The organism is Pseudomonas sp. NPDC090233 (assembly GCF_044772285.1).
Classification (GTDB): domain Bacteria; phylum Pseudomonadota; class Gammaproteobacteria; order Pseudomonadales; family Pseudomonadaceae; genus Aquipseudomonas.
Window position 1 is genome coordinate 599,713 of the sequence record NZ_JBIVYQ010000001.1, and the last position, 22,710, is coordinate 622,422.

The following is a 22,710-nucleotide window of genomic DNA, read 5'->3' on the forward strand; positions in this document are numbered from 1 at the left end:
GTTCCGGAGTGTGTGTTGCTTCACAGTCTAGCCAAGCGCATTCAATTCAGCGAAAGGATTAGCACCAAGGGCAATGTCACCGCAGCCGCCACCGTCTGCAGGGCGATGATAGTCGCCATCAACGGCGCGTTGCCGCCCATCTGTCGTGCCATCACGTAGGACGACGACGCCGTGGGCAATGCCTGAAACAACACCGCCACCACCGCCGCCTGACCACCCAGGCCAAGCAGCCGGCACAAGCCCCAGGTGGTCAGCGGCATGACCAGGAACTTGAACATCGACGCCGCCAGTAGCGGCCGCACCTGCTGCCCGACACTGGCGCCACCCAGCGCCGCGCCGACGCACAGCAGGCCCAGGGGCAGGGCGGCCTGGCCAAGCGCCTTGATCGTGGGCTCCAGCCCTGCGGGCAGCCCCAGGCCCGTGACCCGCAGCAACATGCCGCCGGCACAGCCAATGATCAGCGGGTTGGCGAAAATCGCCCGCAATACAGTGGCCGGGGAACTGTGGCGCGCACTGAAGCGGGCGAACACCAGGACGCAGAGCAGGTTCACCAGCGGCACGATGGCGGCGTTGGCCACGGCCGCCAGGGCAATACCGGCACTGCCGTAGATGCCAGCGGCCAGGGTGGCACCGATGTAGTTATTGAAGCGCACGCCGCCTTGGAAGACCGAGGTGAAGTCTGCGCCGTCGTGGTTGACCGCGCCTTGGTAGAGCACCAGCAGCGCGGCGCCGAGGATGGTCGAGAGCATCAGCACGCCGACCATGCCCAGTACCGGTACGCCATCGAGGTCGGCGGTAGCCAGCCCGTGGAGGAACAGCGAAGGTAGCAGCACGTAGTAGCTCAGACGCTCGGCGCCCGGCCAGAAGCTCTCGGCAAGAAAACCGCGCACGCGCAGGAAGGTGCCAAGGGCGATCAGCAAGATGATGGGCAGCAAGGTGGTCAGCAGCAGGTGAAGCATGGGTGACGTTCCGTGGTCGGGTTCGGCACAGGTTAGCTTGGCTGACTGATTGGTAAAAACGCTTATTTCTGCAGTGACCGTTGAGAAAAAATGCACAGTTTCTTGAATTTACGCAAATCCCGTAGGAGCGGCTTCAGCCGCGATCACCGGCAAAGCCGGTGCCATACCCGGCGAAAACGTCACGACTCAAGTGCTGTCTTCAACACCGCACTCAAATGCCGCCGCTGACTCTTCTCATGCTCCAGCAACACCACACGCCGTTTCAGCTGCGGCTCTCCAAACGGCAAACAAGTAGCAGGCGGCAAACGCAGCAAGTCTTCATCGGCCATGGGGATGATCGCCACCCCCAACCCCATCACCGCCATACTGGCCAACGCTTCCTGGCTATCCAGTTCCATCTGTTCGCTGACCTGTAAGTGCTGGCGACGCAGTTCCTGTTCGATTTGCCGGCCCGCCCAGGCGCGCTTGTCGAAGCGCAGGAAGGGTTGGCTGGCGAGCAGCTGCGGCAGGCTCTGGCCGGTCAGCTCAGGGCTGGCGATAGCCCAGAACCGATCCTCGAACAACGACGTGTAATCCAGGCTCTGCGGATAGGGGCTGACCGGCTCGGTGGTGATCGCGGCATCCAGGTCGCCGTCTTCGATACGCCGCGCCAGTTCCGCCGACATGCCCGAGGCCACGCTGATGTGCAGGTCTGGGTGATGCGCCTTGATCCACACCAGCGCCCGGGGCAGGCGCCGGGCCAGGACTGTATGGATCGCACCCAAGCGCAGCCGCCCACGCAGGCTCGGACCAGTGGACACGGCATCGGCCAGTTCGTCATAGGCAGCGAGGATGGTGTCAGCCCGTGCCACGGCCAGTTGTCCGGCCTCGGTCAGCACCACCTGGCGGCGGCTGCGGTCGAACAGCACAACCTGCAGTTCGTCTTCCAAGGTCTTGATGTGCAGGCTCACCGCCGAAGGCGTCAGGCTGAGCAGGTCGGCGGCACGGGCGAAGGTGCCGTGGCGGGCGATGGTGACGAGGGTGCGCAGGGCTTTGAGTGACACGCGGAAGGGCTCCGATGGGAAGTATTTCATTCTGTGGCGGGATGGAATGCCTGGCAACCTGCGCAGTCCCAGCTGTTATGTGGGTACGACACCCGCTCATCCCAAGACATGGAGACACGACATGAAAGCTTTGGTACTCACTGCATTACTGGCCTCGGCCGGCCTTGCGCAAGCTGCTGAGACAGTGGAACTCAAACTGGCCGGGCCGGACGGTCCGGGCAAGGTGATCGGCACCGTCAGCATCGAGCAGAGCAAGTACGGCACCGTGCTGACTCCGGACCTCAAAGACCTGCCGCCAGGCGTGCATGGCTTCCACCTGCATCAGAACCCCTCGTGCGCGCCAGCGGAGGAAAACGGCAAACCTGTGCCGGCAGGTGCGGCGGGCGGCCACTGGGACCCGGACAAGACCAACGCGCACAAGGGGCCGTATGACGATGGTGGCCACCGCGGTGACCTGCCGGCGCTGTATGTCGGCGCGGACGGCAAGGCCACCTATCCAGTACTTGCGCCACGCCTGAAGGCGTCCGACTTCAAAGGGCATGCGCTGATGGTGCATGCCGGTGGTGACAATCACAGCGACCATCCCGAGAAACTCGGTGGCGGTGGTGCGCGGTTCGCCTGTGGAGTCGTGCAGTAACACCAGCGCCTAGGGGGCTGGCAGCGCATCCCGCAGCCAGTCCACCAACCCCAGCACCGTGGGCGTGATGTCACGTCCATGGGGCACCACCAGGTAATACGCCTCGCGCGGCCGCACCACCAAATCGGTGATCCGCACCAGTTCACCCGCTGCCAGCATGTGATCGATCATCCGCCCCCAGCCCAGCGCCACACCATGCCCATGCAGTGCGGCCTGGATGTTGTCGCTGTACAGGTGGCAGCGCAGGCTGTAGCGCAGTTTCGGCGGGTTGCCGCCCAGTTCGCGGAACCAGGTGGGCCAAGTCATCCAGCCTTCGGTGGTGGCATCGGCGTCCAGCAGGTCGACCTCATAAAGCGCCTCCAGCGACTCGGGCACGGCATTGTTTGCCAGCCACTTGGGCGAGCACACCGGAAAAATTTCCTCGTCGAACAAGTGCAACGCGGTGCCATCCAGCCAACGACCGTTGCCATAGCGCACCAGCAGGTCGACATCGTGGTTGCGCAGGTCGCCAGTGAACATCTGCGTGGCCAGGCGCAAGCGCAATTGCGGCATGGCCGCGCGCAGCTTGCTCAAGCGCGGCATCACCCGTAACTGGGAAAAGGTGGCGGTGGAGCTGAGTACCAGCTCCTGCTCGCCGCTGCCTTCGCTGATGCGGTCGAACATCGCCGCGACTTTTTGCAGCGATTCGGACAGCACGGCGAACAACGCCTGGCCCTCGCTGGTCAGGCGAATACCCCGGTGCAGGCGCTGGAACAACTGGTTGCCCAGGCTCTCTTCGAGCTGGCGGACCTGCTTGCTCACCGCCGCCTGGGTCACTCCCAGCTCCCGAGCGGCCAGGGTAAAGCTGCCGTGGCGGGCCACCGCCTCGAAATCGAGCAGCGCGGTCATCGAGGGGATGATGCGTCGGTAGCCTTTGTGCGTATTGCCGTTTTCTTGTGTTTTCATGCGACGTCCTGGCAAGGCGCGGCGCGCTGGTCCGCGCCGCGTGCTGACAGTGGCAGAAAAATTCGCGGGGGGGTAGTGCGGTGACTTGGCAGTCACACTTCATGTGACCATAGCCAGTCCCCTCGCTCACGCACTCTCGCGGGCAACAAGCTCACACTCCAACAAATTCAGGCGCTGCACCTCGCCAATAGGCTGCAGTGCCCCAAGGTGCTGCAACACCCGCAACGCCGCCACCTCGCCAATCTCCCGCGACGGCGGGCGCAAGGTGGTCAGGCTTGGCATCAGCATTTCGGCAAACGCATAGTCGCCAAACCCCATGATCGCCATGTCCTCGGGTAAACGCAGCCCCGCGCGTTGGCCGGCGAGCAGGGCGCCTGCGGCCAGGTTGTCATTGGCGAAGATGATCGCCTCCGGGCGCGGGTTACGGCGGATCAACGCCTCCATGGCCTGCTTGCCCGCTTCGAACGGTGTGCAGTCAGCCGATGGCACGAACACCCAGGGCTCAAGCCCTGCCTCGTGCAGCGTGGCGATATAGCCGTCACGCCGCTCCAGCGCACTCAGGTCGCCCGCTGCGCTGTTCTGCACAAAGGCAATGCGTCGATGGCCTTTATCCAGCAGATAGCGGCATGCCTGCACACCGACCTGGTGATGCAGAAACCCGACCTGCACCGGCGTGCGTTCGGGGCAGTAGTCCCAGATCTCGACCACCGGCACGTCGGCTTCGGCCAGCATCTTTTCGGTTGTCGGGCTGTGAAAGCGGCTGGTGACCACCAGCGCAGCAGGCGACCAGCCGAGGAAGGCGCGCACGGCGCTTTCTTCCTGGGCCTCATCGAAGTAACTGGACGCCAGAAGCAACTGATAGCCGTGCCGGCTGAGGGTGTCGCTGAAGGCCTGGATGGTCTGGGCGAAGATCGGCCCGGAGATGTTCGGGATCACCATGCCGATGATACGCCCGCGTGCCGAGGCCAGCCCGCCGGCCACCAGGTTGGGCACATACCCCAACGCCTGCACGGCGGCCTCGATACGTGCGCGCAACGGCGGCGAAACCTGTTCGGGCTGGTTGAAATAACGGGACACGCTGATGGACGAAACATCAGCCGCCCTGGCGACTTCGGCCAGGGTGACGCGGCCGACACCACGGCGCTTGCGGGGCGTATCCTTGGCTTGGCTCACAGGCTACATCCTCAGGAAATGCCGCGATGTTAGCGCTAACGATCGCGCTAATGGCAAATAGCTTTATTGCATATAAATCTGCTTTTTTAGTATTTGACCTGCTAAGCGGCCGCTCTGATACTTGTTCATGTTAGCGCTAACAAGCGCTGCTGTTGGCAAGCGCCTGCCACTCGCACGAGCGAGACCAGACAACCCCAGCAATACCCGTGTCGGCCCCAGATGGGGCCTGGTCTGGTCTCGATTGGCAGAGTGAGCATCATGCAGAAAAGCCGTAGCACGTTCCCCTTTACCCAACGCCACCCCTTGGCCGCCGCCGTGCTGCTTGCCGCCGTCGGCCAATGCGCCGAGGCGGCCGAACAATCCCCGCAAGCCACTTCGCTGGGCGCGGTGACGGTAACCGCCACCCGCCGCGAATCGACCTTGCAGGAGGTGCCGGTGGCTGTGTCAGTGGTCGACGGTGAACAGCTCGAGCGCGACAATCGCAACAACGTCGCCAGCATCGTCCAGCAAGTACCGACCCTCAACTACCGTGCCGGCGCGTCGAACAAGGACACTTCACTGTTCATTCGCGGCGTGGGCACCATTTCCACTTCGCCGGGCGTCGAGCCGACCGTGGCCACCGTGGTCGACGGTGTGGTGTTCGGTCGCCCTGGTCAGTCCACCCTTGACCTGCTCGACCTTGAACGCATCGAAGTGCTGCGCGGCCCGCAAGGCACGTTGTTCGGCAAGAACGCCTCGGCCGGCGTGCTGAATGTGGTCAGCAAAGCCATCCCCGAGCAGAACCAGGGCTATATGGACTACTCGCACTTCGGCGGCGGTGACGAAAACCGCCTGCGCTTCGGCATTGGTGGCCGCCTGAACGAGCAGCTCAAGGGCTCGCTGAGCACGCTGTGGGGAGACTATGACGGCAACGTCGAGAACGTCGCCAACGGCCACGATGTCAACGGCTACGAGCGCAAGGGTGTGCGCGGCAAGCTCGAATTCGAGCCCAGCGAAGCCTTGCGCCTGACCCTGATCGCCGATTACATGAAGGGTGAGGACACCTTGCCCAGCGGCGTGATCACCCAAGCCAGCAGCACCTTCGCCAACCAGCTCCGCCCGGCCACCCCCAGTGCCCACAACCGCGATATCAACAGCGACTTCAAGACCCATGTCGAAGACGAGAACCAGGGCCTGTCGGCTCAGCTCGACTGGCAGCTGGGCGACTACACCCTGACCTCGATCAGCGCCTGGCGCGGCTGGGACAACACCCAGTACCAGGACGGCGACCGCCGCGCTTTGCTGCCAGTGACTGCCTCACATGACAAGGGCACGGTGGACTACGACCAGTACAGCCAGGAATTTCGCCTGACCTCGCCCAAGGGCCAGTTCAACGAATACGTGCTCGGTGCTTTCTACATGCATGGCACCTCCAACGAAACGTACCAGCGCCTGTCGGTCAACAGCGGGGTAGCCAATACCGGGCGGGCCGACTACTCGACGAGCAACGACAGCGTTGCCCTGTTTGGTGAGAACACCTTCAACTTCACCGACGATTTTCGCGCAATCTTCGGCCTGCGCTGGACCCACGACGACCTCGAATACGACCACCGTCGCACTTCCACGTCGCCCACCGCCGTCACCGGCATCCAGCCTTCCACCTCCAGTTCCGGCTCGGTGGATGAAGATGGCTGGAGCGGCCGCACCGGCCTGCAATACGACTTCAGCGACAACCTCACCGGTTACGCCACCTATTCACGCGGTTACAAAGGCCCGGCCTACAACGTGTTCTTCAACATGCAACCGCGCGACACTGGCGCGCTCAAGCCGGAAACCTCCGACGCCTACGAAGTCGGCCTCAAGGGCACGGCACTGGACAATCGCCTGATGGCCAACCTGGCGGTATTCCACACCGACTACGACGATTACCAGGCCAACTTCTATGACACCGTCGCCAACCAGGTGGTGACCCGCCTGGTCAACGCCGGCAAGGTCAAGACCCAGGGCGTGGAACTGGACGCCAGCTTCCAGGTCACTCGCCAGCTCAATTTGTCGGCGGCGCTGGCCTATACCAAGGCGCGGGTCGACCACTTCAACTGCCCGGTGGGCGCTGCGGCCAACTGCAACATCGACGGTGGTCGCCTGCCGTTTACCCCGGACTGGAAAACCTACGTGCGGGCCGACTATTCGATCCCGTTGGACAACGGCCTGGATATCGAGCTGTCCAGCGACTACAGCTGGCAGGACGACGTGCAGTTCAGCCTCGACCAGAACCCCGACACCGTGCAAGGCGCCTACGGCATCTGGAACGCCAGCATCGCCCTGGCCGACTACAACGACGGCTGGCGCGTGGCGCTGCTGGGCAAGAACCTCGGTGACAAGTCGTACGCGCAGATGCTCGCCAGTGGAGGGGATTACATCTACCGCTCGGTGCCGCGTGACGACGGGCGTTATTTCGGCGTGCAGCTGCGCAAGGACTTCTGATCCTTCAAGGAGATCGACATGAGTCGTCAAATGAGCCTCGGCGCCTTCCTCATGGCCACCGGGCACCATCTCGCAGCCTGGCGCCACCCGGAGGTACCGGCAGATCCGCTGGACTTCGCCAGCTACCGCCGCGCCGCCCAGATCGCCGAGGCGGCCTGCTTCGACGCGCTGTTCGTCGCCGACAGCGTTGCCGCGCCGACGGACGCTCTGGCCAGCCACAGCGCCCGTTCGGTGTACTTCGAGCCACTGACCTTGCTCTCAGCACTGAGCGCGGTGACCGAGCGCATCGGCCTGATTGCCACGGCCACCACCAGTTACAACGAGCCGTACCACGTAGCACGCAAGTACGCTTCGCTGGATCATTTGTCCGGTGGCCGCGCGGGCTGGAACCTGGTCACCTCCGATGCCGCCGCCGAGGCGGGCAATTTCGGCCGCGATGCGCATATCCCGCATGCCGAGCGCTACGCCCGGGCCCGTGAATTTCAGCAAGTGGTGCAGGGCCTGTGGGACAGCTGGGCGGACGATGCTTTCGTGCGCGACAAGGCCAGCGGCCAGTTCCATCGCCCGGACGCGGTACGCAGCCTCGATCATGTCGGGGAGCACTTCCGAGTTCGAGGCCCATTGAACGTTGCCCGTTCACCCCAAGGGCGGCCGGTGTTGGTGCAGGCGGGCTCATCGGAGGCGGGGCGAGAGCTGGCGGCCGAAAGCGCCGAAGTGGTATTCACCGCGCAACCCAGCTTGGCCCGAGCCCAGGCGTTCTATGCCGATCTCAAGGGCCGCTTGGCACGTTATGGGCGCTGCGAGGATTCGCTGAAGATCATGCCCGGCGTATTCGTCGTGGTCGGGCGCAGTGTCGCTGAGGCTCAAGACAAATTCCAACAATTACAGGACCTGGTCGACCCACGCGTTGGCGTCGCTTTGCTCGGGCGCATGCTGGGCAACTTCGACCTGTCCGGTTACCCGCTGGACGGCCCGTTACCAGACCTGCCGCCGACCCAGGATGGCCAGCGCAGCCGCCAGCAACTGCTCACCGAGCTGGCCGGCAATGAACAACTGACCCTGGCCGATCTGGGGCGGCGCATTGCCGGCGGGCGAGGGCATTACAGCCTGGTCGGCACGCCAACCCAGATTGCAGACGCGCTGCAGGCCTGGTTCGAAGGCCGGGCCGCTGACGGCTTCAACGTGCTCGTGCCGCACCTGCCGCAGGGCCTGGAGGACTTCGCCACACAAGTGGTCCCCGAACTGCAGCGCCGTGGCCTGTTCCGCCGCCAGTATCAGGGCCGCACGTTGCGCGAGCACCTGGGGCTGGCGCGCCCCGTCAACCCATTCTTTGCCGAGCGAGGCCAACCATGAGCTACACCGCCCACCCCGAGCGCTATGCGCGCATGCCTTACCGGAAAGTCGGCCGCAGTGGCCTGATGCTGCCGGCCCTGTCCCTGGGTCTGTGGCACAACTTTGGCGACGCCACGCCCGTCGCCACCCAGCGCGCCTTGCTGCATACCGCATTCGACGCTGGCATCAACCACTTCGACCTGGCTAACAACTATGGCCCGCCCTACGGCAGTGCCGAAACCAACTTCGGCCGCCTGCTGCGCGAAGACCTGCGCAGCCACCGCGACGAGCTGATCATCTCCAGCAAGGCGGGCTGGGACATGTGGCCGGGGCCCTACGGGCAGGGCGGCAGTTCGCGCAAGTACCTGATTGCCAGCCTCGACCAGAGCCTGCAGCGCCTGGGCCTGGGCTATGTCGATATCTTCTACTCGCACCGTTTCGATGCCGACACGCCACTTGAGGAAACTGCCATCGCCCTGGCCGATATCGTGCGTCAGGGCAAGGCGCTGTACATCGGCATCTCGTCCTATTCGGCCGGCAAAACCCGCGAGATCGCCGCGTTGTTGGCGGAGTTGAAGGTCCCGCTGCTGATTCACCAGCCTTCGTACAACCTGTTCAACCGCTGGATCGAGCAAGACCTGCTGGACGCTACGGGTGAGCTGGGTACCGGCGTGATCGTGTTTACTGCATTGGCACAAGGGCTGCTCAGCGACAAATACCTCGATGGGATCCCGGCCGATGCCCGGGTCAACCGTGCAGGCGGCGGCTCGTTGCTGCCGCAGCATTTGTCCGAAGCCAATATCGCCCGGGCACGGGCCTTGAACGAGATCGCCCAGCGTCGAGGCCAGAGCCTGGCGCAACTGGCACTGGCCTGGACGCTGCGCGATCCACGGGTCAGTTCGGCACTGATCGGCGCCAGCCGGCCCGAGCAGATCATCGAAAACGTGGCAGCACTCGATAACCTGGTATTCAGCCCAGATGAGCTGGCCGAGATCGACCAGTACGCCGTGGAAGGCGGGATCAACCTCTGGGAAAAACCCTCGACCGACTGGAAGGAGTGACCGATGCGCATCGTACGCTTCGCCTTGATTGCGCTGCTGGCCCTGGCCGGTACGGTGCAGGCGGCAGACCCTGCCACCTTGCGCATTGGCTACCAGAAGGGCTCCATCAGCCTGGTGTTGGCCAAGCAGCACCACCTGCTGGAACAGCGCTTTGCCAACACCCAGGTCGAGTGGATCGAGTTTCCCGCCGGCCCGCAGATGCTCGAAGCTTTGAACATCGGCAGCCTGGACATCGGCTCCACCGGTGACATTCCGCCGATCTTCGCCCAGGCAGCGGGTGCCGACCTGCTGTACATCGGCGCCGAGCCGCCCAAGCCGAAGGCCGAGGTGATTCTGGTGCCCCAGGGCAGTCCGATCCATTCGGTTGCCGAGCTCAAAGGCAAGCGCGTTGCCCTGCAAAAGGGTTCCAGTGCGCACAATTTGCTGTTGCGTAGCTTGGCCAAGGCCGGCTTGAGCATCCGAGACGTGCAACCGGTGTACCTGGCGCCGGCAGATGCGCGTGCGGCCTTCGAGCGCGGCAGCGTGGATGCCTGGGCGATCTGGGATCCGTTCTACTCGGCGATCGACCTTGAAGGCAAAGCGCGGTTGCTGACCGACGGCGAAGGTTTGGGGTTGATCGGCCCGTTCATGCTGGGTGCGCGGGGGTATGTCGAGGCCAATGGTGATTTCGTCAGGCAACTGCTGGACGAAATCACGCGCGCCGAGTCGCTGACGCGCACGGATGAGGCGGGCAGCATCAGGCTGCTGGCGCAATTCATGGGCTTACCAGAAGCGGTGGTGCGGCGCAGTTTCAGTCATCGGCCGGCGTCGCCGGTGATTGCGGTGAGTGAAGAGATCGTGGCGGCACAGCAGCGTACGGCGGCGTTGTTTTTCGAGAACCGGGTGTTGCCCAAGCGGGTTGATATTGCGGGAGCAGTTTGGCGGCAAAATTGATGTAAACAGTTCCGGCCTTTTCGCGGGGCAAGCCCGCTCCCACAGATTTTGCGGCGACCCCGATATTTGTGGGAGCGGGCTTGCCCCGCGAAAGGGCCGGTTCAGACTGCCGATCAACCGCGGGCAAACGTTAACAGTTTGTCCCCATCCAACCGATACCGCACCCACTCATCCTGTGGCTCGGCCCCCAACGACTTGTAGAAACCGATCGCCGGCTCGTTCCAGTCGAGCACGCTCCACTCCAATCGCCCGCAACGGTTCTCCACCGCTTCGCGCGCGATATGCCGCAAAAGGTCGCGGCCGGCGCCACCGCCGCGTTGCTCAGGCGTGATGTACAGGTCTTCCAGGTAAATCCCGTTACGCCCCAACCAGGTCGAATAACTGTAGAAGTACACGGCAAACCCGATCGCCTTGCCCTCGCGCTCGCAAATCAGGCTGTGCACCGTACTGCCCGCGTCGAACAGGCTATGCTCGATATCGGCAACGCTGGCGATGACCTCATGGCGCGCACGTTCGTAATCGGCCAGTTCGGTAATGAAGGCAAGGATCTGCGCAGCGTCGGTGCGTGCGGCGCGGCGGATGGTCAGGCTCATGCAGGGCTTCCTTGTTCTGAAGTGCAGGTAGCAATACAGTAATGTGTATCTGCGTAATTTAATGCAACTGTACCGGTCGCAAGGCAGGGCGACTCCAGTAGTGTGACAGCACTTATAACGCTTCTGGAATGCCTGCCATGCTTGCCTCTCTCGACCTGCTCACCGCCTTCGTGCTGTTTGCCTTCGTTTCTTCGATCACCCCGGGGCCCAACAACACCATGTTGCTGGCGTCCGGCGTGAACTTCGGTGTGCGCCGTTCGATCCCCCATGCGTTGGGCATCAGTATCGGCTTCATGATCATGGTGCTGGCCGTCGGCCTGGGCCTGGGCGAGGTGTTCAAGGCCTGGCCTGCGTTGTACACCATTCTGCGCTACGTGGGCGCCGCCTACTTGCTGTACCTGGCCTGGAAGATCGCCACCTCCGGGCCGCTCAGCGCCGACTCGCCAAACGCCCGCAAACCACTGGGCTTCTTGGGCGCGGCAGCGTTCCAGTGGGTCAACCCCAAGGCTTGGGTGATGGCGGTCGGGGCGATCACCACTTACACGCCGGCCCAGGGTTATGTGATGAACGTGATCGTTGTCGCAGCAGTGTTCGCTTTGGTCAACTTGCCTAGCGTGGGGGTGTGGGTGATGTGCGGCAGTGCGCTGCGCAACCTGTTGCAGAACCCGCGCTGGCTGATGCTGTTCAATGTCCTGATGGCCTTGCTGCTGGTGATATCGCTGTACCCGCTGCTGTTTGTAGAATCGTCGTTTTCGTAACGCGACGAGTATCACCCACCCATGCAGTTGATCCCCTGGTCCCATGAATGCTCCGAAGGTTTCACCCTGCGCGGCTGGCGCTCGCCCGCCAGCGGCAGGCCGTTGCTGCATTTCCTGCACGGTAACGGTTTTTGCTGCCTGGCTTATGAGCCGATGCTGATGCGCCTGGGTGAGCATTTCGACCTGTGGCTGTGTGATGTTCAGGGGCATGGCGACAGTGATCATGGGGGTGTGTTCCGCGGCTGGAACCGGACTGCGGCCTTGGCGGTGGAGGCCTTCGAGGCGGGCCGGGGCGAATATGGCGAGGTACCCCGCTTCGCGCTGGGGCACAGCTTCGGCGGTGTGCTTACCGGTTTGATCCTGGCCAGTGAGCCGAGCCTGTTCGAACGCGCCGTGCTGCTCGACCCGGTGCTGTTCAGCCGGCGCATGATCGGTGTGATGGGGGCCGCCGCGCTGGTTGGTCTGCACCGCCGCCATACCCTGGCGCGCAAGGCGGCCAGCCGCCGCAGCCACTGGCCGGACCGCGAGGCGGCACTGGCCTCGTTGCAGGGGCGGGGGATTTTCAAGGGTTGGAGCGATACGGCGCTGCAGGCGTACATCGAACACGCCCTTGGCGACTGTGGTGAGGGCGTTGTGCTCAAGTGCCGCCCCAGCCGTGAGGTGGAGATCTTCAGTTCGTTCCCGTCGCGGATGTGGGTGCAGCTGGCCGCCATTCAGACACCTACCCTGGTGCTGTATGGGGAACAGACCTATCCCTTCGTGCCCCATTCTGTGCAGCGCCTGGCCTCCCTCAATACACACGTTAAAGCCCAGGAGGTGGCAGGCGGGCACTGTTTCATGCAGGAAGCCCCGGCCATGGCAGCACAACAGGTAGTGGATTACCTGCATCGCTGAGCGACTGTTCCAGTGGTGGAACGATTAAAGCCATTTCTGCTGGCTACTGGTTGATTGTTCTCACTGGTAAGGTTAACCCAGCCTTAGAGAGGAGACTTCTCATGAAAAAGATCCTGGGTATCCACCGCAGCCCCCATGCCCACTGGGTAGGTGACGGTTTCCCGGTGCGCAGCCTGTTCACCTACGACAACCTGGCCAGCCAAATCAGCCCGTTCCTGCTGCTGGACTACGCCGGCCCCCACGCTTTCACCCCGACCACTGACCGGCGCGGCGTCGGTCAGCATCCTCACCGGGGCTTCGAAACCGTGACCATCGTTTATCAGGGTGAGCTGGAACACCGGGATTCAACCGGTGCCGGTGGCCTGATCGGCCCAGGTGACGTGCAGTGGATGACCGCCGCCAACGGCATCATCCACGAAGAGTTCCATTCCCCGGCGTTCGCACGCAGTGGCGGTATGCTCGAGATGGTGCAGCTGTGGGTCAACCTGCCGGCGCGCGACAAGCGTGCGGCTGCTGGGTATCAAACGCTACTGGCGGCGGATATCCCGAACGTGGCGCTTGAAGGCGACGCTGGCAGCCTGCGGGTGATCGCTGGCCGATACCAAGGCCATCAGGGGCCGGCGCGAACCTTTACCGCGATGGATGTATGGGATATGCGGCTGAATGCCGGCTCGACGCTGCGCTTGCCCATCGCTGCCGGCCGCAATGCCGCGTTGGTGGTGCTGCGTGGATCGGTGCGGATCAACGCCGAGCGTGAGGTTGGGCCGGCCAGCCTGGTGTTGCTGGAGCGCGATGGCGAAGACGTGCTGGTCGAGGCGCTCGAAGGCGCCAGTGTGCTGTTGCTCAGCGGCGAGCCGATCGATGAGCCGATCGTGGGTTATGGTCCGTTCGTGATGAACAGCCAGGCAGAGATCGCCGAGTCGTTCGATGATTTCCATTCCGGGCGGTTTGGGCAGATGGTAGACGAAGCTCACTGACAGCCTGCACCGGCCTCTTCGCGGCTAAAGCCGCTCCCACCGATTGGTGTGCAGTCTAACCTGTGGGAGCGGCTTTAGCCGCGAAGAGGCCGGCACAGCTGGCGAAAACCCTGGCATCATGCCGCAATGACTCGCCTGCACGCCGTACGTCGCACCCTCAACCCCACCGGCCACCATTCCCTGTGGCTGCGCTACCGTGCCCCCTATCATTGGCCCTCGACCCTGGCATTTCTGTCAGCCCGCTGCATCCCCGGTATCGAAACCTTCAGCAACGGCATCTACAGTCGCACCCTGGTCATCAACGGCCAACACGCCGTACTCGAAGCCAGGCCCGCATCGGGCAACCATCTCCACATCCGCATCAGCGCCATTGGCAGCGCCGCAATTCCCGCCTTGATCGCCCGCATCCGCCGCGTCTTCGACTTGGACGCCAACCCAGCGCGCATCGCGACAACCTTATCCAGCGACCCCCTGATGGCCAAATTAGTTGTCGCACGCCCTGGCCTACGCGTCCCCCAAGGTTGGGACGCCTGCGAACAAGCTATGCGCACCGTGCTCGGCCAGCAGATCAGTGTGGCCGGAGCCATGACCCTGGCCGGGCGCCTGGTGGCGCGTCATGGGCAACCCCTGAGCGTGCCGGGCACCGGCCTGACTCACGTGTTCCCGACCCTGCAAGCGCTCGCTGCTGCAGACTTGGCCAATCTCGGCATGCCCCGTTCCCGTGCGGCGACCCTCGCCACCATCGCCAGTGCGCTGCTCGATCAACCCGACTTGCTGAGCGCGGGGCAGGGGTTACCAACGCTGCTCGGCAATCTTTGCCGCCTGAAGGGGATCGGCCCCTGGAGCGCCCAATACCTGGCGCTGCGCCAGGCAGGCGAGGGCGATGCTTTTCCGTTAGGTGATGTCGCCCTGGTCAAAGCGTTGCGTTTGCTGGAAGGGCCTGACGCTGACTTGGCTCAACGAGCATTGTCCTGGCAACCATGGCGTGCGTATGCCGCGCAGTATTTATGGATGTCTTTATCCGACTGACCGCCTGTCGCCAAGTGCCATCATTGTATCGAACGGTCGTGGCCCTTGGCCGTTCTTCCACTAAGGTGCTAAATGATCTCCCGCATAATCATTGCCCCGGCGCATGGACGGCCGCTTGGGCATGCGCATTATCAATTGGCACCCTGCCTGCCAAGGGCGTACTCACTTAGCTACAGGCCATCCATAACAAGAGAGGGTCGCGACATGTCGTTGATTGGAGTTTCGATGCTGGAAATGCGGCAATTGATCGAACAGGCCTGCCTGCCTGACCGGTGTGAAGTCAGCTGCACCGACGGTACCAGTCTGACCATTCGGCTGGGCCAGGGTCAGAGCCTGGAGGAAGGCGTTACCCTCACCGGGGTGTCATTGCAGAACCTCAACAGTTGCCGTGACGTGGTGAATCTGGTCGGGCAGTTGCACGCGCTGCGTGCCAGCCATCCAGCGTCACTCAGGGCAATCGCCTGACAGCACTTGTGCGCCGGTCAGCCAAGGCTGGCCGGCCGCACGTATTCCGGCATGAGGCCGTTGCTCCAGAACAGGATCATCGACACCAGGATGGTCACTAGCAGCAACAATCCCACTCCCCATACACAGGTCGCGAACAGCATTGCCTGTTCCTTGCGCAGACGCAGGAATGTCTGCAGCCCGCCGTACAACAGCACAGTCGCATAGGCTGAGGCGGCTACCAGCACCAGTAGCGCCAACCAGCGGATTGGCACCAGCCCGATAACGCCGGCAAAAAACCACGGCGAGGCGCAGTAGGCGGCGAAGCCGATGCATTGGCTGAGGCTCGGTTGCACGTCGAAGCCGCGGGACATCCAGCGGATCATCACCCCCATCAGCACCACCCCAACTACCGTAGTGGCGTACAACAGCCCGGCTAGCTGCGCAGCACTTGCCATGCTCAGGCGCACCCGCTCTTCGGCGGCCAGGCTCCAGCCGAAGGTAGTGGTGCCGATGAACAGGCACAGCGCGGGGATCAATGCCAGTACCAGCAAGCGGGGGAGGTATTGCTGCGGGTGGTCTTCTTCGGCCCGGCGGATTTCCATCCAGGCGTCCGAGGGGTGGGTAAAGAGTTTGAGCAACGGACTGTTCATGGCGTTCTCCTGAAGGCAGAGGCCTCTAATTATGGAGACGCGCTATTCGCAGCAGGTTCAGATCGGTGCGCCGCCGTTGATCGGCTTATTGAAGCTCAACCAGCAGGTTCAGGCCGCCATCGCCGCATTTGCCCTGGTCACGGACCACACCGTGATAGCTACGCCCGTCCCACACGAATGCCACGCTGTGGGCGCGCTCTACCTTGTCTGGCAGCGGTGGGCAGATGTGTAACCTCAGGGCCGGGCGGCCTTGGAGATTCAATGCGGCAAGTTGGCATTGGCATTCCACGCTCTGCGCCACCGGGCCGAACAGCGTGTCGCGAACATAGTCGAGCTGCAGGTTTGCGTTAGGGGAACGGCCGGGCATCTTCATCGCTGCGGGGCTCCTGGGAAAGTGTCGTGCATCGATTTTCTGAAAGCGGATTGGCGCGAATGTTCAACTTTTTTTGGGGAGGCCAATTGCCACTTCATACCCCGATCTGGGGAATACTGCGGGGGATCCTCCCCACTGTGCGCTAAGCACAACAGTAAATCGCTGATAACAGAAGCTTTTCGCTTGTGGCATACACCTTGCTGAACCTCCCGCAGAGTCCCTGTGTCCCGGAGGTGCAGCATGTCGACCCCGAATAAAGCCCTCGTCCTGCCATCACTTGTTCTGGCCCTGATGGGCTGGGGAGCGACCAGCGAGGCGGCTGTGCAATGCCAGCGCACCCTGGTGGCCAACGTGGTGGCCCTGGACCAGCCGCTGATGTTCAACCGTCTTGGCGCGCAGAACGCCAATGGCATGATGTTCGCGCTGCGCCAGGATGTGGTGGACGAACACCAGGTTCCGCTGAGCCAGGGCGGGGCCGCCGTGCCCGGCAAGGTCACCCTGCGCCCGGACAAACGCCCACGCCCTATCGTGCTGCGGGTTGCCGCCGGTGATTGCCTCACGGTCAATCTGACCAACCTCCTGGCGTATCAGGCCAACCCCAACAAGCACGGCTTCGATCACGAAGACAACGAGGTCGAAGGCGAAGAAGGGGAAGAAGCCCCGGAAGTAGAAAATGAAGGCGGCGAAAACTTCGTCGCCGACGAGCAGGTGACCGACCGCCATGTTGGCTTCCAGGTCAACGGCCTGCAGGCGGTCAACAGCATTGGCGACATTGCCGCCAACACCGGCCGCAACGGCAACTTCCTGATCGCCCCCGGCAACACCCGCAGTTACACCCTCTATGCCGAACGTGAAGGCGCCTTCGCGGCCACCAGCCTGGGGGCGACCTTCGGTGGCCAAGGCAACGGCGGCAACGTGTCCAATGGCCTGTTCGGCCAGGTCGTCGTAGTCCCCAAAGGTGGGCGCACCTACCGCAATACCCTGACCGAAGAGGAAATGCGCCTGGCCAGCACCGGCCGAACCGCCACGGGCCAACCGGTGGTCAACTACGAGGCGCGCTACCCGCAAGTGCAGCCGTGGATCGCCGAAGGCAAGGCCGGCAAACCCATCATCGCGATGATCGACGGCAACGAAATCCTCAGCAGCGAAACCGACGCCATCGTCATGGGTCCGAACCCCGACGGCAGCTTTCCGCGCGCCACCTACCCGCTGGAGAGCATCAATAAACGCAACCCGGCGTTGCCCAACCGGCTGGACGCTTTCCGTGACTTCGCCGCGCAGTTCGCCGATGAAGTGGCCGGAACCCAGGCTTTCCCGGCGTACTGGGCTGACCCAGTGATGGGGCATGTGCTGGAGCCAGCGCGCGATTCGTTCATGATCAACTACGGTTCGGGCGGCATGGGCGCCGAGGTCGTGGCCAACCGGCTGGGGGTCGGGCCGATGCACGATTGCCTGTCCTGCGCCTATGAGGAGTTCTTCCTCAGCGCGCACACCGTGGGCGATATCGGCACCCTCGTGGATGTCCCCGCCAACACCGGGCTGGAACATATTCGCCCAGGCGAAACGCCACCGGCCAGCGCTGTCGGCGTCAAAGCCAGCATGGCACTGTACCCGTCGGAGCCGGCCAACGTGCACCACAGCTACATTGGTGACTTCACCAAGTTCCGCAACACCCACAATGGCCACGAGCAGCACATTTTCCACCTTCACGGTCATCAGTGGCTGTTCAACCCCAATGACGACAACTCCGACTATATCGATGCTCAAGGTATAGGCCCCGGTGTGGGCTACACCTACGAGATCGCCAACGGCGGTTCGGGCAACCGCAACCGGGTGGCGGGCGACGCCATCTACCATTGCCACTTCTACCCGCACTTCGCCCAAGGCATGTGGGCCATGTGGCGCGTGCATGATGTGTTCGAGGAAGGCACCCGCCTGGAAGTCAGCGGGGAGGGCGCCAACGGCTTCCACGGCACGCCATTCGCCCTGCGCAGCGGCAAACCGGCGGTCGGCGCACGGGCGCTGCCGGATGGCGAGATCATTGCGGGTACGCCGATTCCGGCCATCGTGCCCTTGCCAGGCAAAGCCATGGCGCCGATGCCGGGCAAGGTCGTGGTGGTGCCGAAACTTTCCGAACAACTGGTTGCCGAGCATGACGATGACGACGAAGGCGAGGAAGAGGGCGATGACGACCATGGCAACGCACCGCTCGCCAAACCAGTTGGCTCCTTGGCACTGGTCGATCGCAGCGAGACCAACCGCAACGCCGACGGCAGCCTGAAAAACCCAGGCTATCCATTCTGGATCGGCGGTATGGAAAGCAGCGTCGGCCAACGCCCGCCAACTCCACCGCTGGACATGCTCGACCCGGCCCTGGCACGCCAGCTCAAGGACAGCGGCAAGGCATTGTGGGCCAACCTCGACGGCAACCAGGTCGACGGCTGGGACGGCGGTCTCGGCCGTCACGCACTCGATGGCGTATCTGCGGGTGGCGAAGCCGAAACCACCACCACCAAGCTGGATTTCTCCAAGGTGGTGCACAAGGCCAAGCCGATCTACCTGCCGGAAGAAGGCACCGACGTCGAGCAGGCCGCCATGCAGTTCCACGCCAAGGCCGAGCACCCAAGCTTCGCACTGATCCCCGGCAGCCAGCCTGTGGCCAGGACGTTCCGCACCAATGGTGCGCTGCCCACTGCGGGCGCGCCGTTCTTTGAACCGTGCATGGACGACCGCGGCAAACGCCTGACCCAGTCTTCGGGCACCGGCGAATTCTTCAGCGGCGAGAGCCTCACTGGCATCAACTTCCGTGGCGCGTCGACCTTCACCGCCGACCGGCCACGCATCTACAAAGGCGCCAACATCCAGTTCGACGCCGTTTACAACAAAGTCGGCTACCACTTTCCGCAAGCGCGCATCATCGCGCTGTGGGAAGACGCCTGGCCGGTGATCACCAAGCAGCGCCCGCCAGAGCCGCTGGTGATGCGCATGAACACCTTCGACTGCACCATGTATCAGCACACCAACCTGATCCCGTCGTTCTATGAAATGGACGACTACCAGGTGCGCACCCCAACCGACGTGATCGGCCAGCATATCCACCTGCCCAAGTGGGACCTCACCGCCGCCGACGGTTCGGCCAACGGCTGGAACTACGAGGACGGCATTCTCTCGCCCGGCAGCGTGGTGGAACGTGTGCATGCCATCCGTGCGTTCAACGAATGCAGCGAAGGCGACAGCCGCGATGGCACAGCCGCCTGCCCGAAAGCCAAGCTGCACCCGTATTTCGGCCGCTTCGGCAGGGCTGATTGGCTAGGCGCACGCACGGCCATGCAACGGTGGTTCGCCGACCCACTGGTCAACGTGCACAACGTCGACCGTGGCCTGGGCACCATCTTCACCCATGACCACCTCGGTCCATCGACCCACCAGCAGTTGGGCCTGTACGCCACCGTGCTGGCCGAGCCTGCCGGCTCCACCTGGTACCACGCCGAAACCGGCGAACAGCTGTACAACCCGGCGCTGCGCCAGGACGGCGGCCCGACCTCGTGGCAGGCGGTGATCAAGACCGGCGACCACGATGGCGATGGCAAGAACGACAGCTACCGCGAGTTCTTCCTCGAGTACAGCGACTTCCAGCATGCCTATGAAGCCGGCGTGTACGTAGGCGCCGGCCCCGACGGCATCCCCAATGGCCAGGCTTACCCGGCCACCACCGACAGCTTCCGCTACGCCATCAACCCACCGGTACGGCAAAAGGCTTCGACCCTGCTGGAGTCGGTAGTCGAGTCTCGCGGCGGGCTGAGCCCAGGTTGCCCGACCCGGCCGTGCCCGCAGGCGATTTCGGTGGATGACCCCGGCATGTTCGTCGTCAACTACCGCAACGAGCCACTGGCCCTGCGCGTGTTCGACCCGAACAAGGTTGCCCCGGACGGCAAGCGTGGCATGCAGGCCGATGGCCTGGGCGGCGACCTAGGCTATGCCCTGCAGAACCGCACCGACCGTGCCATCCCGGCGATGAACCTGGCCCCGTCGGCGATCACCTCGGCGGTCGGCCCCACCGGCGGCACCACGTTGTTCCCGCCGCACATCAACGCAGCCGGCAGCGAGCCGGGCGACCCGTTCACCCCGCTGCTGCGCACCTACTCCGGCGACAACGTGCGCCTGCGCATGCATGCCGGCGGCCATGAAGAGGAACACAACGTCACCCTGCACGGCGTCAAATGGCTGCAGAACGGCACCGGCTTCGGCAACAGCTCCAACTCGGGCTGGAAGTCGTCGCAGATGATCGGGATCTCCGAGCAGCTGGGCTTCATGTCGCCGGTGTCGATGATCTCCAGCTCCGCTGCCACCAACGGCGACTACCTGTACTCGCTGGACGCGGCCCTGGAAGGCTACTGGAACGGGATCTGGGGCGTCATGCGCAACTACACTGCGCAACGCGCCGACCTGTTCCCGCTGCCCAACAACCCGCAGCCGGTGGCCATGCGCAACACCGTCAACTTCGACGGCATCTGCCCGAAAACCACCGCCAACCCCAACGGCGTCGGCAGCCGGGCGACGGTCAAGCGCAACTACGAGATTGTCGCCGCACTGGCCAACGACATCCTCGAAAACCGCCACGGCGTCAGCATCAACGACCCAGCCGGCATCGGCCAGCACGTCGGCGGCCCGCTCAAGGCCAACGGCGGTACCCTGGTGTTCAACAGCCGCAAAACCAGCATCCCGCAAGTGACGGTGACCGACGAAGAAGACGGCGCCACCTTCACCGTGGGTGGCCACAGCGCACCGCTGCACGACCCGACCGCCGTGCTGTACGTGCGCAAGGCCGACCTCGACACCAGCACCGGCAAGCTCAAGGCCGGGGTGCCGGTGGAGCCGCTGGTACTGCGCGCCAACGCTGGCGACTGCATCAGCATCACCCTGGAGAACCGTCTTCCACTGGTCATGCCCGACCTGCCAAGCACGGCGGTGATGCAGAACGTGGTCAAGCGTGACCGCAACGGCAGCGAAGGCTCCACCGCCTTCAACAACAACCTGATGCGGCCGTCCAGCCACGTCGGCCTGCATGCGCAATTGCTGGCCTACGACATCACCAAGTCCGATGGTGTCAACGTCGGCCTCAACCCGGTGCAGACCGTGCCACCGCGTAGCGGCAGCAGCGGCGCCTACCCGACCAAGGTGTACCAGTACTACGCGGGGCACCTGGAGCGTGAAGGCAAACCGGTGCTGCAACTGGGCCGAACGGTGGACAACATCAACACCACGGCGATCGAGTTCGGTGGCCTCAACCTGACTCCGGCGGATGTCATCAAGCAGTCGCAGAAGGGCCTGGTCGGCGCCATGAGCATCCTCCCGCAAACCGCGACCTGGACCGAGGACACTGCCAGCCGCGCCCAGGCCACGGTCAAGGTCAGCGGCCAGCCGGACTACCGCGACTTCGTCACGGTCTGGCAGCGCTCGCTGAACATGCGCTGGGCCGATGGCCGGCCGGTGGAGGGCATCGCCACCGAAGGCAACGGCGTGCCGGGTGACCCCAAAGACAACGGCAACATGGCCATCAACTACAAGACCGAACCGCTGTGGCTGCGCTTCGGCCTGGCGCCGGATGCACCGTTCGGTCATGCCGATGGCTTTGGCTTCGCCGACGTGCCCAACGCGCACATGGCTTATAGCAATGCCCTGGTCGGCGGCGACCCCCAGACCCCGGTGCTGTGGGCCAAGCCTGGGCAACCGCTGCGTAGTCATGTGGTGATGCCGAGCGGGGGGAGCCGGGGTATTACCTACCAACTCGACGGGCACCTGTGGCCGTTGCATGCCTTCCAGGCTGAGAAGAATGACCTCGACGGGTATCCAATGAGCTTGCCGGGGATCGGCTCGGTGCGCTTCGGCTACAACCCGATGTCGATGTATGTGGGGGCGCAGGAGAGCGTGCTGCCGGCGGCGCACTTCAGCTTCATGCTGCCGAGTGCCGGTGGGGCGAATGCGGTGCCGGGGGATTATCTGTTCCGGGACTATGCGGCATATGGCAATACCTCGGGGTTGTGGGGGATATTGCGGGTGACCAATGATCCGCCGCCGACGGCGGCGGGGCAGTAGTCAATGGATAAAGGCAAGGATGCCAACGCTTGTCAAAGGATTGATTACAACTGAGAAAGCCATTGGAAACTTCAATGGCTTTTTCTGTGTGCTGCCTATCTGCATGAGGGTGTGATGCATTGTTGCGGCCACCTTCCAATGTAGAGAGGGATTTCGGTAGCTGCCCCCCTTCTCGGGTCACGGTGTACTGCACGTTGGGCGATTTGCCCTGATTAGCCCCGATCACCGCAGGTGGTACCGTGAATTGGATGTAACCAGTGGTGCCGCCGATTTTCGTTTCACTGAATGAGGCCGCTGCGTTAGGGCCGATCACTTCCATGAAAATAGAATCGCGATCGCTCATGCCC

Annotated in this window: 18 protein-coding genes; 11 read left to right on the forward strand and 7 right to left on the reverse strand. The window is 63.5% G+C overall.

Translation table 11 applies throughout. The features are described from left to right. Positions 1 to 41: 41 nt before the first annotated feature. Both ACIQUF_RS02980 and ACIQUF_RS02985 read right to left on the reverse strand, forming a co-directional pair. Complete coding sequence (locus ACIQUF_RS02980; protein ID WP_403128209.1) at positions 42 to 959, reverse strand: AEC family transporter; 918 nt, start codon at positions 957 to 959, stop codon at positions 42 to 44. Between the two features lie 179 nt (positions 960 to 1,138). After that, entirely contained in the window at positions 1,139 to 2,002 is an 864-nt protein-coding gene (locus tag ACIQUF_RS02985; protein WP_403128211.1) for a LysR family transcriptional regulator, read from the reverse strand. Between the two features lie 121 nt (positions 2,003 to 2,123). Here ACIQUF_RS02985 and sodC point away from each other — a divergent pair, with 121 nt between their 5' ends. Then, positions 2,124 to 2,639 carry a superoxide dismutase [Cu-Zn] SodC gene (gene sodC, locus ACIQUF_RS02990; protein WP_403128214.1) on the forward strand — a complete coding sequence of 172 codons (516 nt, stop codon included), beginning with the start codon at positions 2,124 to 2,126 and terminating at the stop codon, positions 2,637 to 2,639. A 9-nt stretch (positions 2,640 to 2,648) separates the two neighbouring features. Here sodC and ACIQUF_RS02995 read toward each other — a convergent pair whose 3' ends face one another. After that, positions 2,649 to 3,584: a LysR substrate-binding domain-containing protein gene (locus tag ACIQUF_RS02995; protein WP_403128217.1), complete on the reverse strand. Its 936-nt coding sequence runs from the start codon at positions 3,582 to 3,584 to the stop codon at positions 2,649 to 2,651. 126 nt (positions 3,585 to 3,710) lie between these two features. Beyond that, positions 3,711 to 4,757, reverse strand: coding sequence for a LacI family DNA-binding transcriptional regulator (locus tag ACIQUF_RS03000; protein ID WP_403128219.1), 1,047 nt, complete (start codon positions 4,755 to 4,757; stop codon positions 3,711 to 3,713). Positions 4,758 to 5,015: 258 nt separating this feature from the next. Between ACIQUF_RS03000 and ACIQUF_RS03005 the strand changes: the two genes are divergently transcribed. The 4 genes from ACIQUF_RS03005 to ACIQUF_RS03020 are packed head-to-tail and all read left to right on the forward strand — an operon-like array spanning position 5,016 to position 10,546. Beyond that, positions 5,016 to 7,220: a TonB-dependent receptor gene (locus ACIQUF_RS03005; protein WP_403128221.1), complete on the forward strand. Its 2,205-nt coding sequence runs from the start codon at positions 5,016 to 5,018 to the stop codon at positions 7,218 to 7,220. Positions 7,221 to 7,238: 18 nt separating this feature from the next. Further along, positions 7,239 to 8,573 (forward strand): LLM class flavin-dependent oxidoreductase, encoded by a 1,335-nt coding sequence (locus ACIQUF_RS03010; RefSeq protein ID WP_403128223.1) that lies wholly within the window; start codon positions 7,239 to 7,241, stop codon positions 8,571 to 8,573. Further along, entirely contained in the window at positions 8,570 to 9,613 is a 1,044-nt protein-coding gene (mgrA, locus tag ACIQUF_RS03015; RefSeq protein ID WP_403128226.1) for an L-glyceraldehyde 3-phosphate reductase, read from the forward strand. Before ACIQUF_RS03010 ends, mgrA begins: the two co-directional genes overlap by 4 nt. Before the next feature lie 3 nt (positions 9,614 to 9,616). After that, positions 9,617 to 10,546, forward strand: a complete 930-nt coding sequence (locus ACIQUF_RS03020; protein WP_403128228.1) for an aliphatic sulfonate ABC transporter substrate-binding protein — start codon at positions 9,617 to 9,619, stop codon at positions 10,544 to 10,546. A 113-nt stretch (positions 10,547 to 10,659) separates the two neighbouring features. Here the strand turns inward: ACIQUF_RS03020 and ACIQUF_RS03025 are convergent, their stop codons facing one another. After that, positions 10,660 to 11,139: a GNAT family N-acetyltransferase gene (locus tag ACIQUF_RS03025; protein WP_403128231.1), complete on the reverse strand. Its 480-nt coding sequence runs from the start codon at positions 11,137 to 11,139 to the stop codon at positions 10,660 to 10,662. Between the two features lie 128 nt (positions 11,140 to 11,267). Here ACIQUF_RS03025 and ACIQUF_RS03030 point away from each other — a divergent pair, with 128 nt between their 5' ends. The 5 genes from ACIQUF_RS03030 (at position 11,268) to ACIQUF_RS03050 (ending at position 15,262) form a co-directional block, all read left to right on the forward strand. After that, on the forward strand, positions 11,268 to 11,897 hold the full coding sequence (locus tag ACIQUF_RS03030) for a LysE family translocator (RefSeq protein ID WP_403128239.1): 630 nt from the start codon (positions 11,268 to 11,270) through the stop codon (positions 11,895 to 11,897). Between the two features lie 21 nt (positions 11,898 to 11,918). Beyond that, positions 11,919 to 12,791, forward strand: coding sequence for an alpha/beta fold hydrolase (locus ACIQUF_RS03035; protein ID WP_403128242.1), 873 nt, complete (start codon positions 11,919 to 11,921; stop codon positions 12,789 to 12,791). 101 nt (positions 12,792 to 12,892) lie between these two features. Then, a complete protein-coding gene (locus tag ACIQUF_RS03040; protein WP_403128244.1) occupies positions 12,893 to 13,768 on the forward strand; it encodes a pirin family protein in 876 nt (291 codons plus the stop codon). 126 nt (positions 13,769 to 13,894) lie between these two features. Continuing rightward, positions 13,895 to 14,797 carry a DNA-3-methyladenine glycosylase family protein gene (locus ACIQUF_RS03045; RefSeq protein ID WP_403128246.1) on the forward strand — a complete coding sequence of 301 codons (903 nt, stop codon included), beginning with the start codon at positions 13,895 to 13,897 and terminating at the stop codon, positions 14,795 to 14,797. Positions 14,798 to 15,001: 204 nt separating this feature from the next. Further along, a complete protein-coding gene (locus ACIQUF_RS03050; protein ID WP_403128249.1) occupies positions 15,002 to 15,262 on the forward strand; it encodes a DUF1652 domain-containing protein in 261 nt (86 codons plus the stop codon). Between the two features lie 17 nt (positions 15,263 to 15,279). Here the strand turns inward: ACIQUF_RS03050 and ACIQUF_RS03055 are convergent, their stop codons facing one another. After that, on the reverse strand, positions 15,280 to 15,894 hold the full coding sequence (locus tag ACIQUF_RS03055; protein ID WP_403128252.1) for a Yip1 family protein: 615 nt from the start codon (positions 15,892 to 15,894) through the stop codon (positions 15,280 to 15,282). A gap of 85 nt (positions 15,895 to 15,979) precedes the next feature. Then, positions 15,980 to 16,267, reverse strand: coding sequence for a hypothetical protein (locus tag ACIQUF_RS03060; RefSeq protein ID WP_401081066.1), 288 nt, complete (start codon positions 16,265 to 16,267; stop codon positions 15,980 to 15,982). A gap of 240 nt (positions 16,268 to 16,507) precedes the next feature. On the opposite strand from ACIQUF_RS03060, the gene mnxG reads away from it, so the two are divergent. Continuing rightward, positions 16,508 to 22,363, forward strand: coding sequence for a manganese-oxidizing multicopper oxidase MnxG (gene mnxG, locus ACIQUF_RS03065; protein ID WP_403128255.1), 5,856 nt, complete (start codon positions 16,508 to 16,510; stop codon positions 22,361 to 22,363). Positions 22,364 to 22,710 lie beyond the last annotated feature (347 nt).

What these genes read in the sequence shown, in the direction of transcription:
- mnxG (WP_403128255.1), top strand. Translation starts at nt 16,508, where the DNA reads ATGTCGACCCCGAATAAAGCCCTCGTCCTGCCATCACTTGTTCTGGCC.
- ACIQUF_RS03025 (WP_403128231.1), bottom strand. Translation starts at nt 11,139, where the DNA reads ATGAGCCTGACCATCCGCCGCGCCGCACGCACCGACGCTGCGCAGATC.
- ACIQUF_RS03060 (WP_401081066.1), bottom strand. Translation starts at nt 16,267, where the DNA reads ATGAAGATGCCCGGCCGTTCCCCTAACGCAAACCTGCAGCTCGACTAT.
- ACIQUF_RS03050 (WP_403128249.1), top strand. Translation starts at nt 15,002, where the DNA reads ATGTCGTTGATTGGAGTTTCGATGCTGGAAATGCGGCAATTGATCGAA.
- sodC (WP_403128214.1), top strand. Translation starts at nt 2,124, where the DNA reads ATGAAAGCTTTGGTACTCACTGCATTACTGGCCTCGGCCGGCCTTGCG.
- ACIQUF_RS03010 (WP_403128223.1), top strand. Translation starts at nt 7,239, where the DNA reads ATGAGTCGTCAAATGAGCCTCGGCGCCTTCCTCATGGCCACCGGGCAC.
- ACIQUF_RS03045 (WP_403128246.1), top strand. Translation starts at nt 13,895, where the DNA reads ATGACTCGCCTGCACGCCGTACGTCGCACCCTCAACCCCACCGGCCAC.
- ACIQUF_RS02995 (WP_403128217.1), bottom strand. Translation starts at nt 3,584, where the DNA reads ATGAAAACACAAGAAAACGGCAATACGCACAAAGGCTACCGACGCATC.
- ACIQUF_RS03040 (WP_403128244.1), top strand. Translation starts at nt 12,893, where the DNA reads ATGAAAAAGATCCTGGGTATCCACCGCAGCCCCCATGCCCACTGGGTA.
- ACIQUF_RS03055 (WP_403128252.1), bottom strand. Translation starts at nt 15,894, where the DNA reads ATGAACAGTCCGTTGCTCAAACTCTTTACCCACCCCTCGGACGCCTGG.
- mgrA (WP_403128226.1), top strand. Translation starts at nt 8,570, where the DNA reads ATGAGCTACACCGCCCACCCCGAGCGCTATGCGCGCATGCCTTACCGG.
- ACIQUF_RS03005 (WP_403128221.1), top strand. Translation starts at nt 5,016, where the DNA reads ATGCAGAAAAGCCGTAGCACGTTCCCCTTTACCCAACGCCACCCCTTG.
- ACIQUF_RS03020 (WP_403128228.1), top strand. Translation starts at nt 9,617, where the DNA reads ATGCGCATCGTACGCTTCGCCTTGATTGCGCTGCTGGCCCTGGCCGGT.
- ACIQUF_RS02980 (WP_403128209.1), bottom strand. Translation starts at nt 959, where the DNA reads ATGCTTCACCTGCTGCTGACCACCTTGCTGCCCATCATCTTGCTGATC.
- ACIQUF_RS03030 (WP_403128239.1), top strand. Translation starts at nt 11,268, where the DNA reads ATGCCTGCCATGCTTGCCTCTCTCGACCTGCTCACCGCCTTCGTGCTG.
- ACIQUF_RS03035 (WP_403128242.1), top strand. Translation starts at nt 11,919, where the DNA reads ATGCAGTTGATCCCCTGGTCCCATGAATGCTCCGAAGGTTTCACCCTG.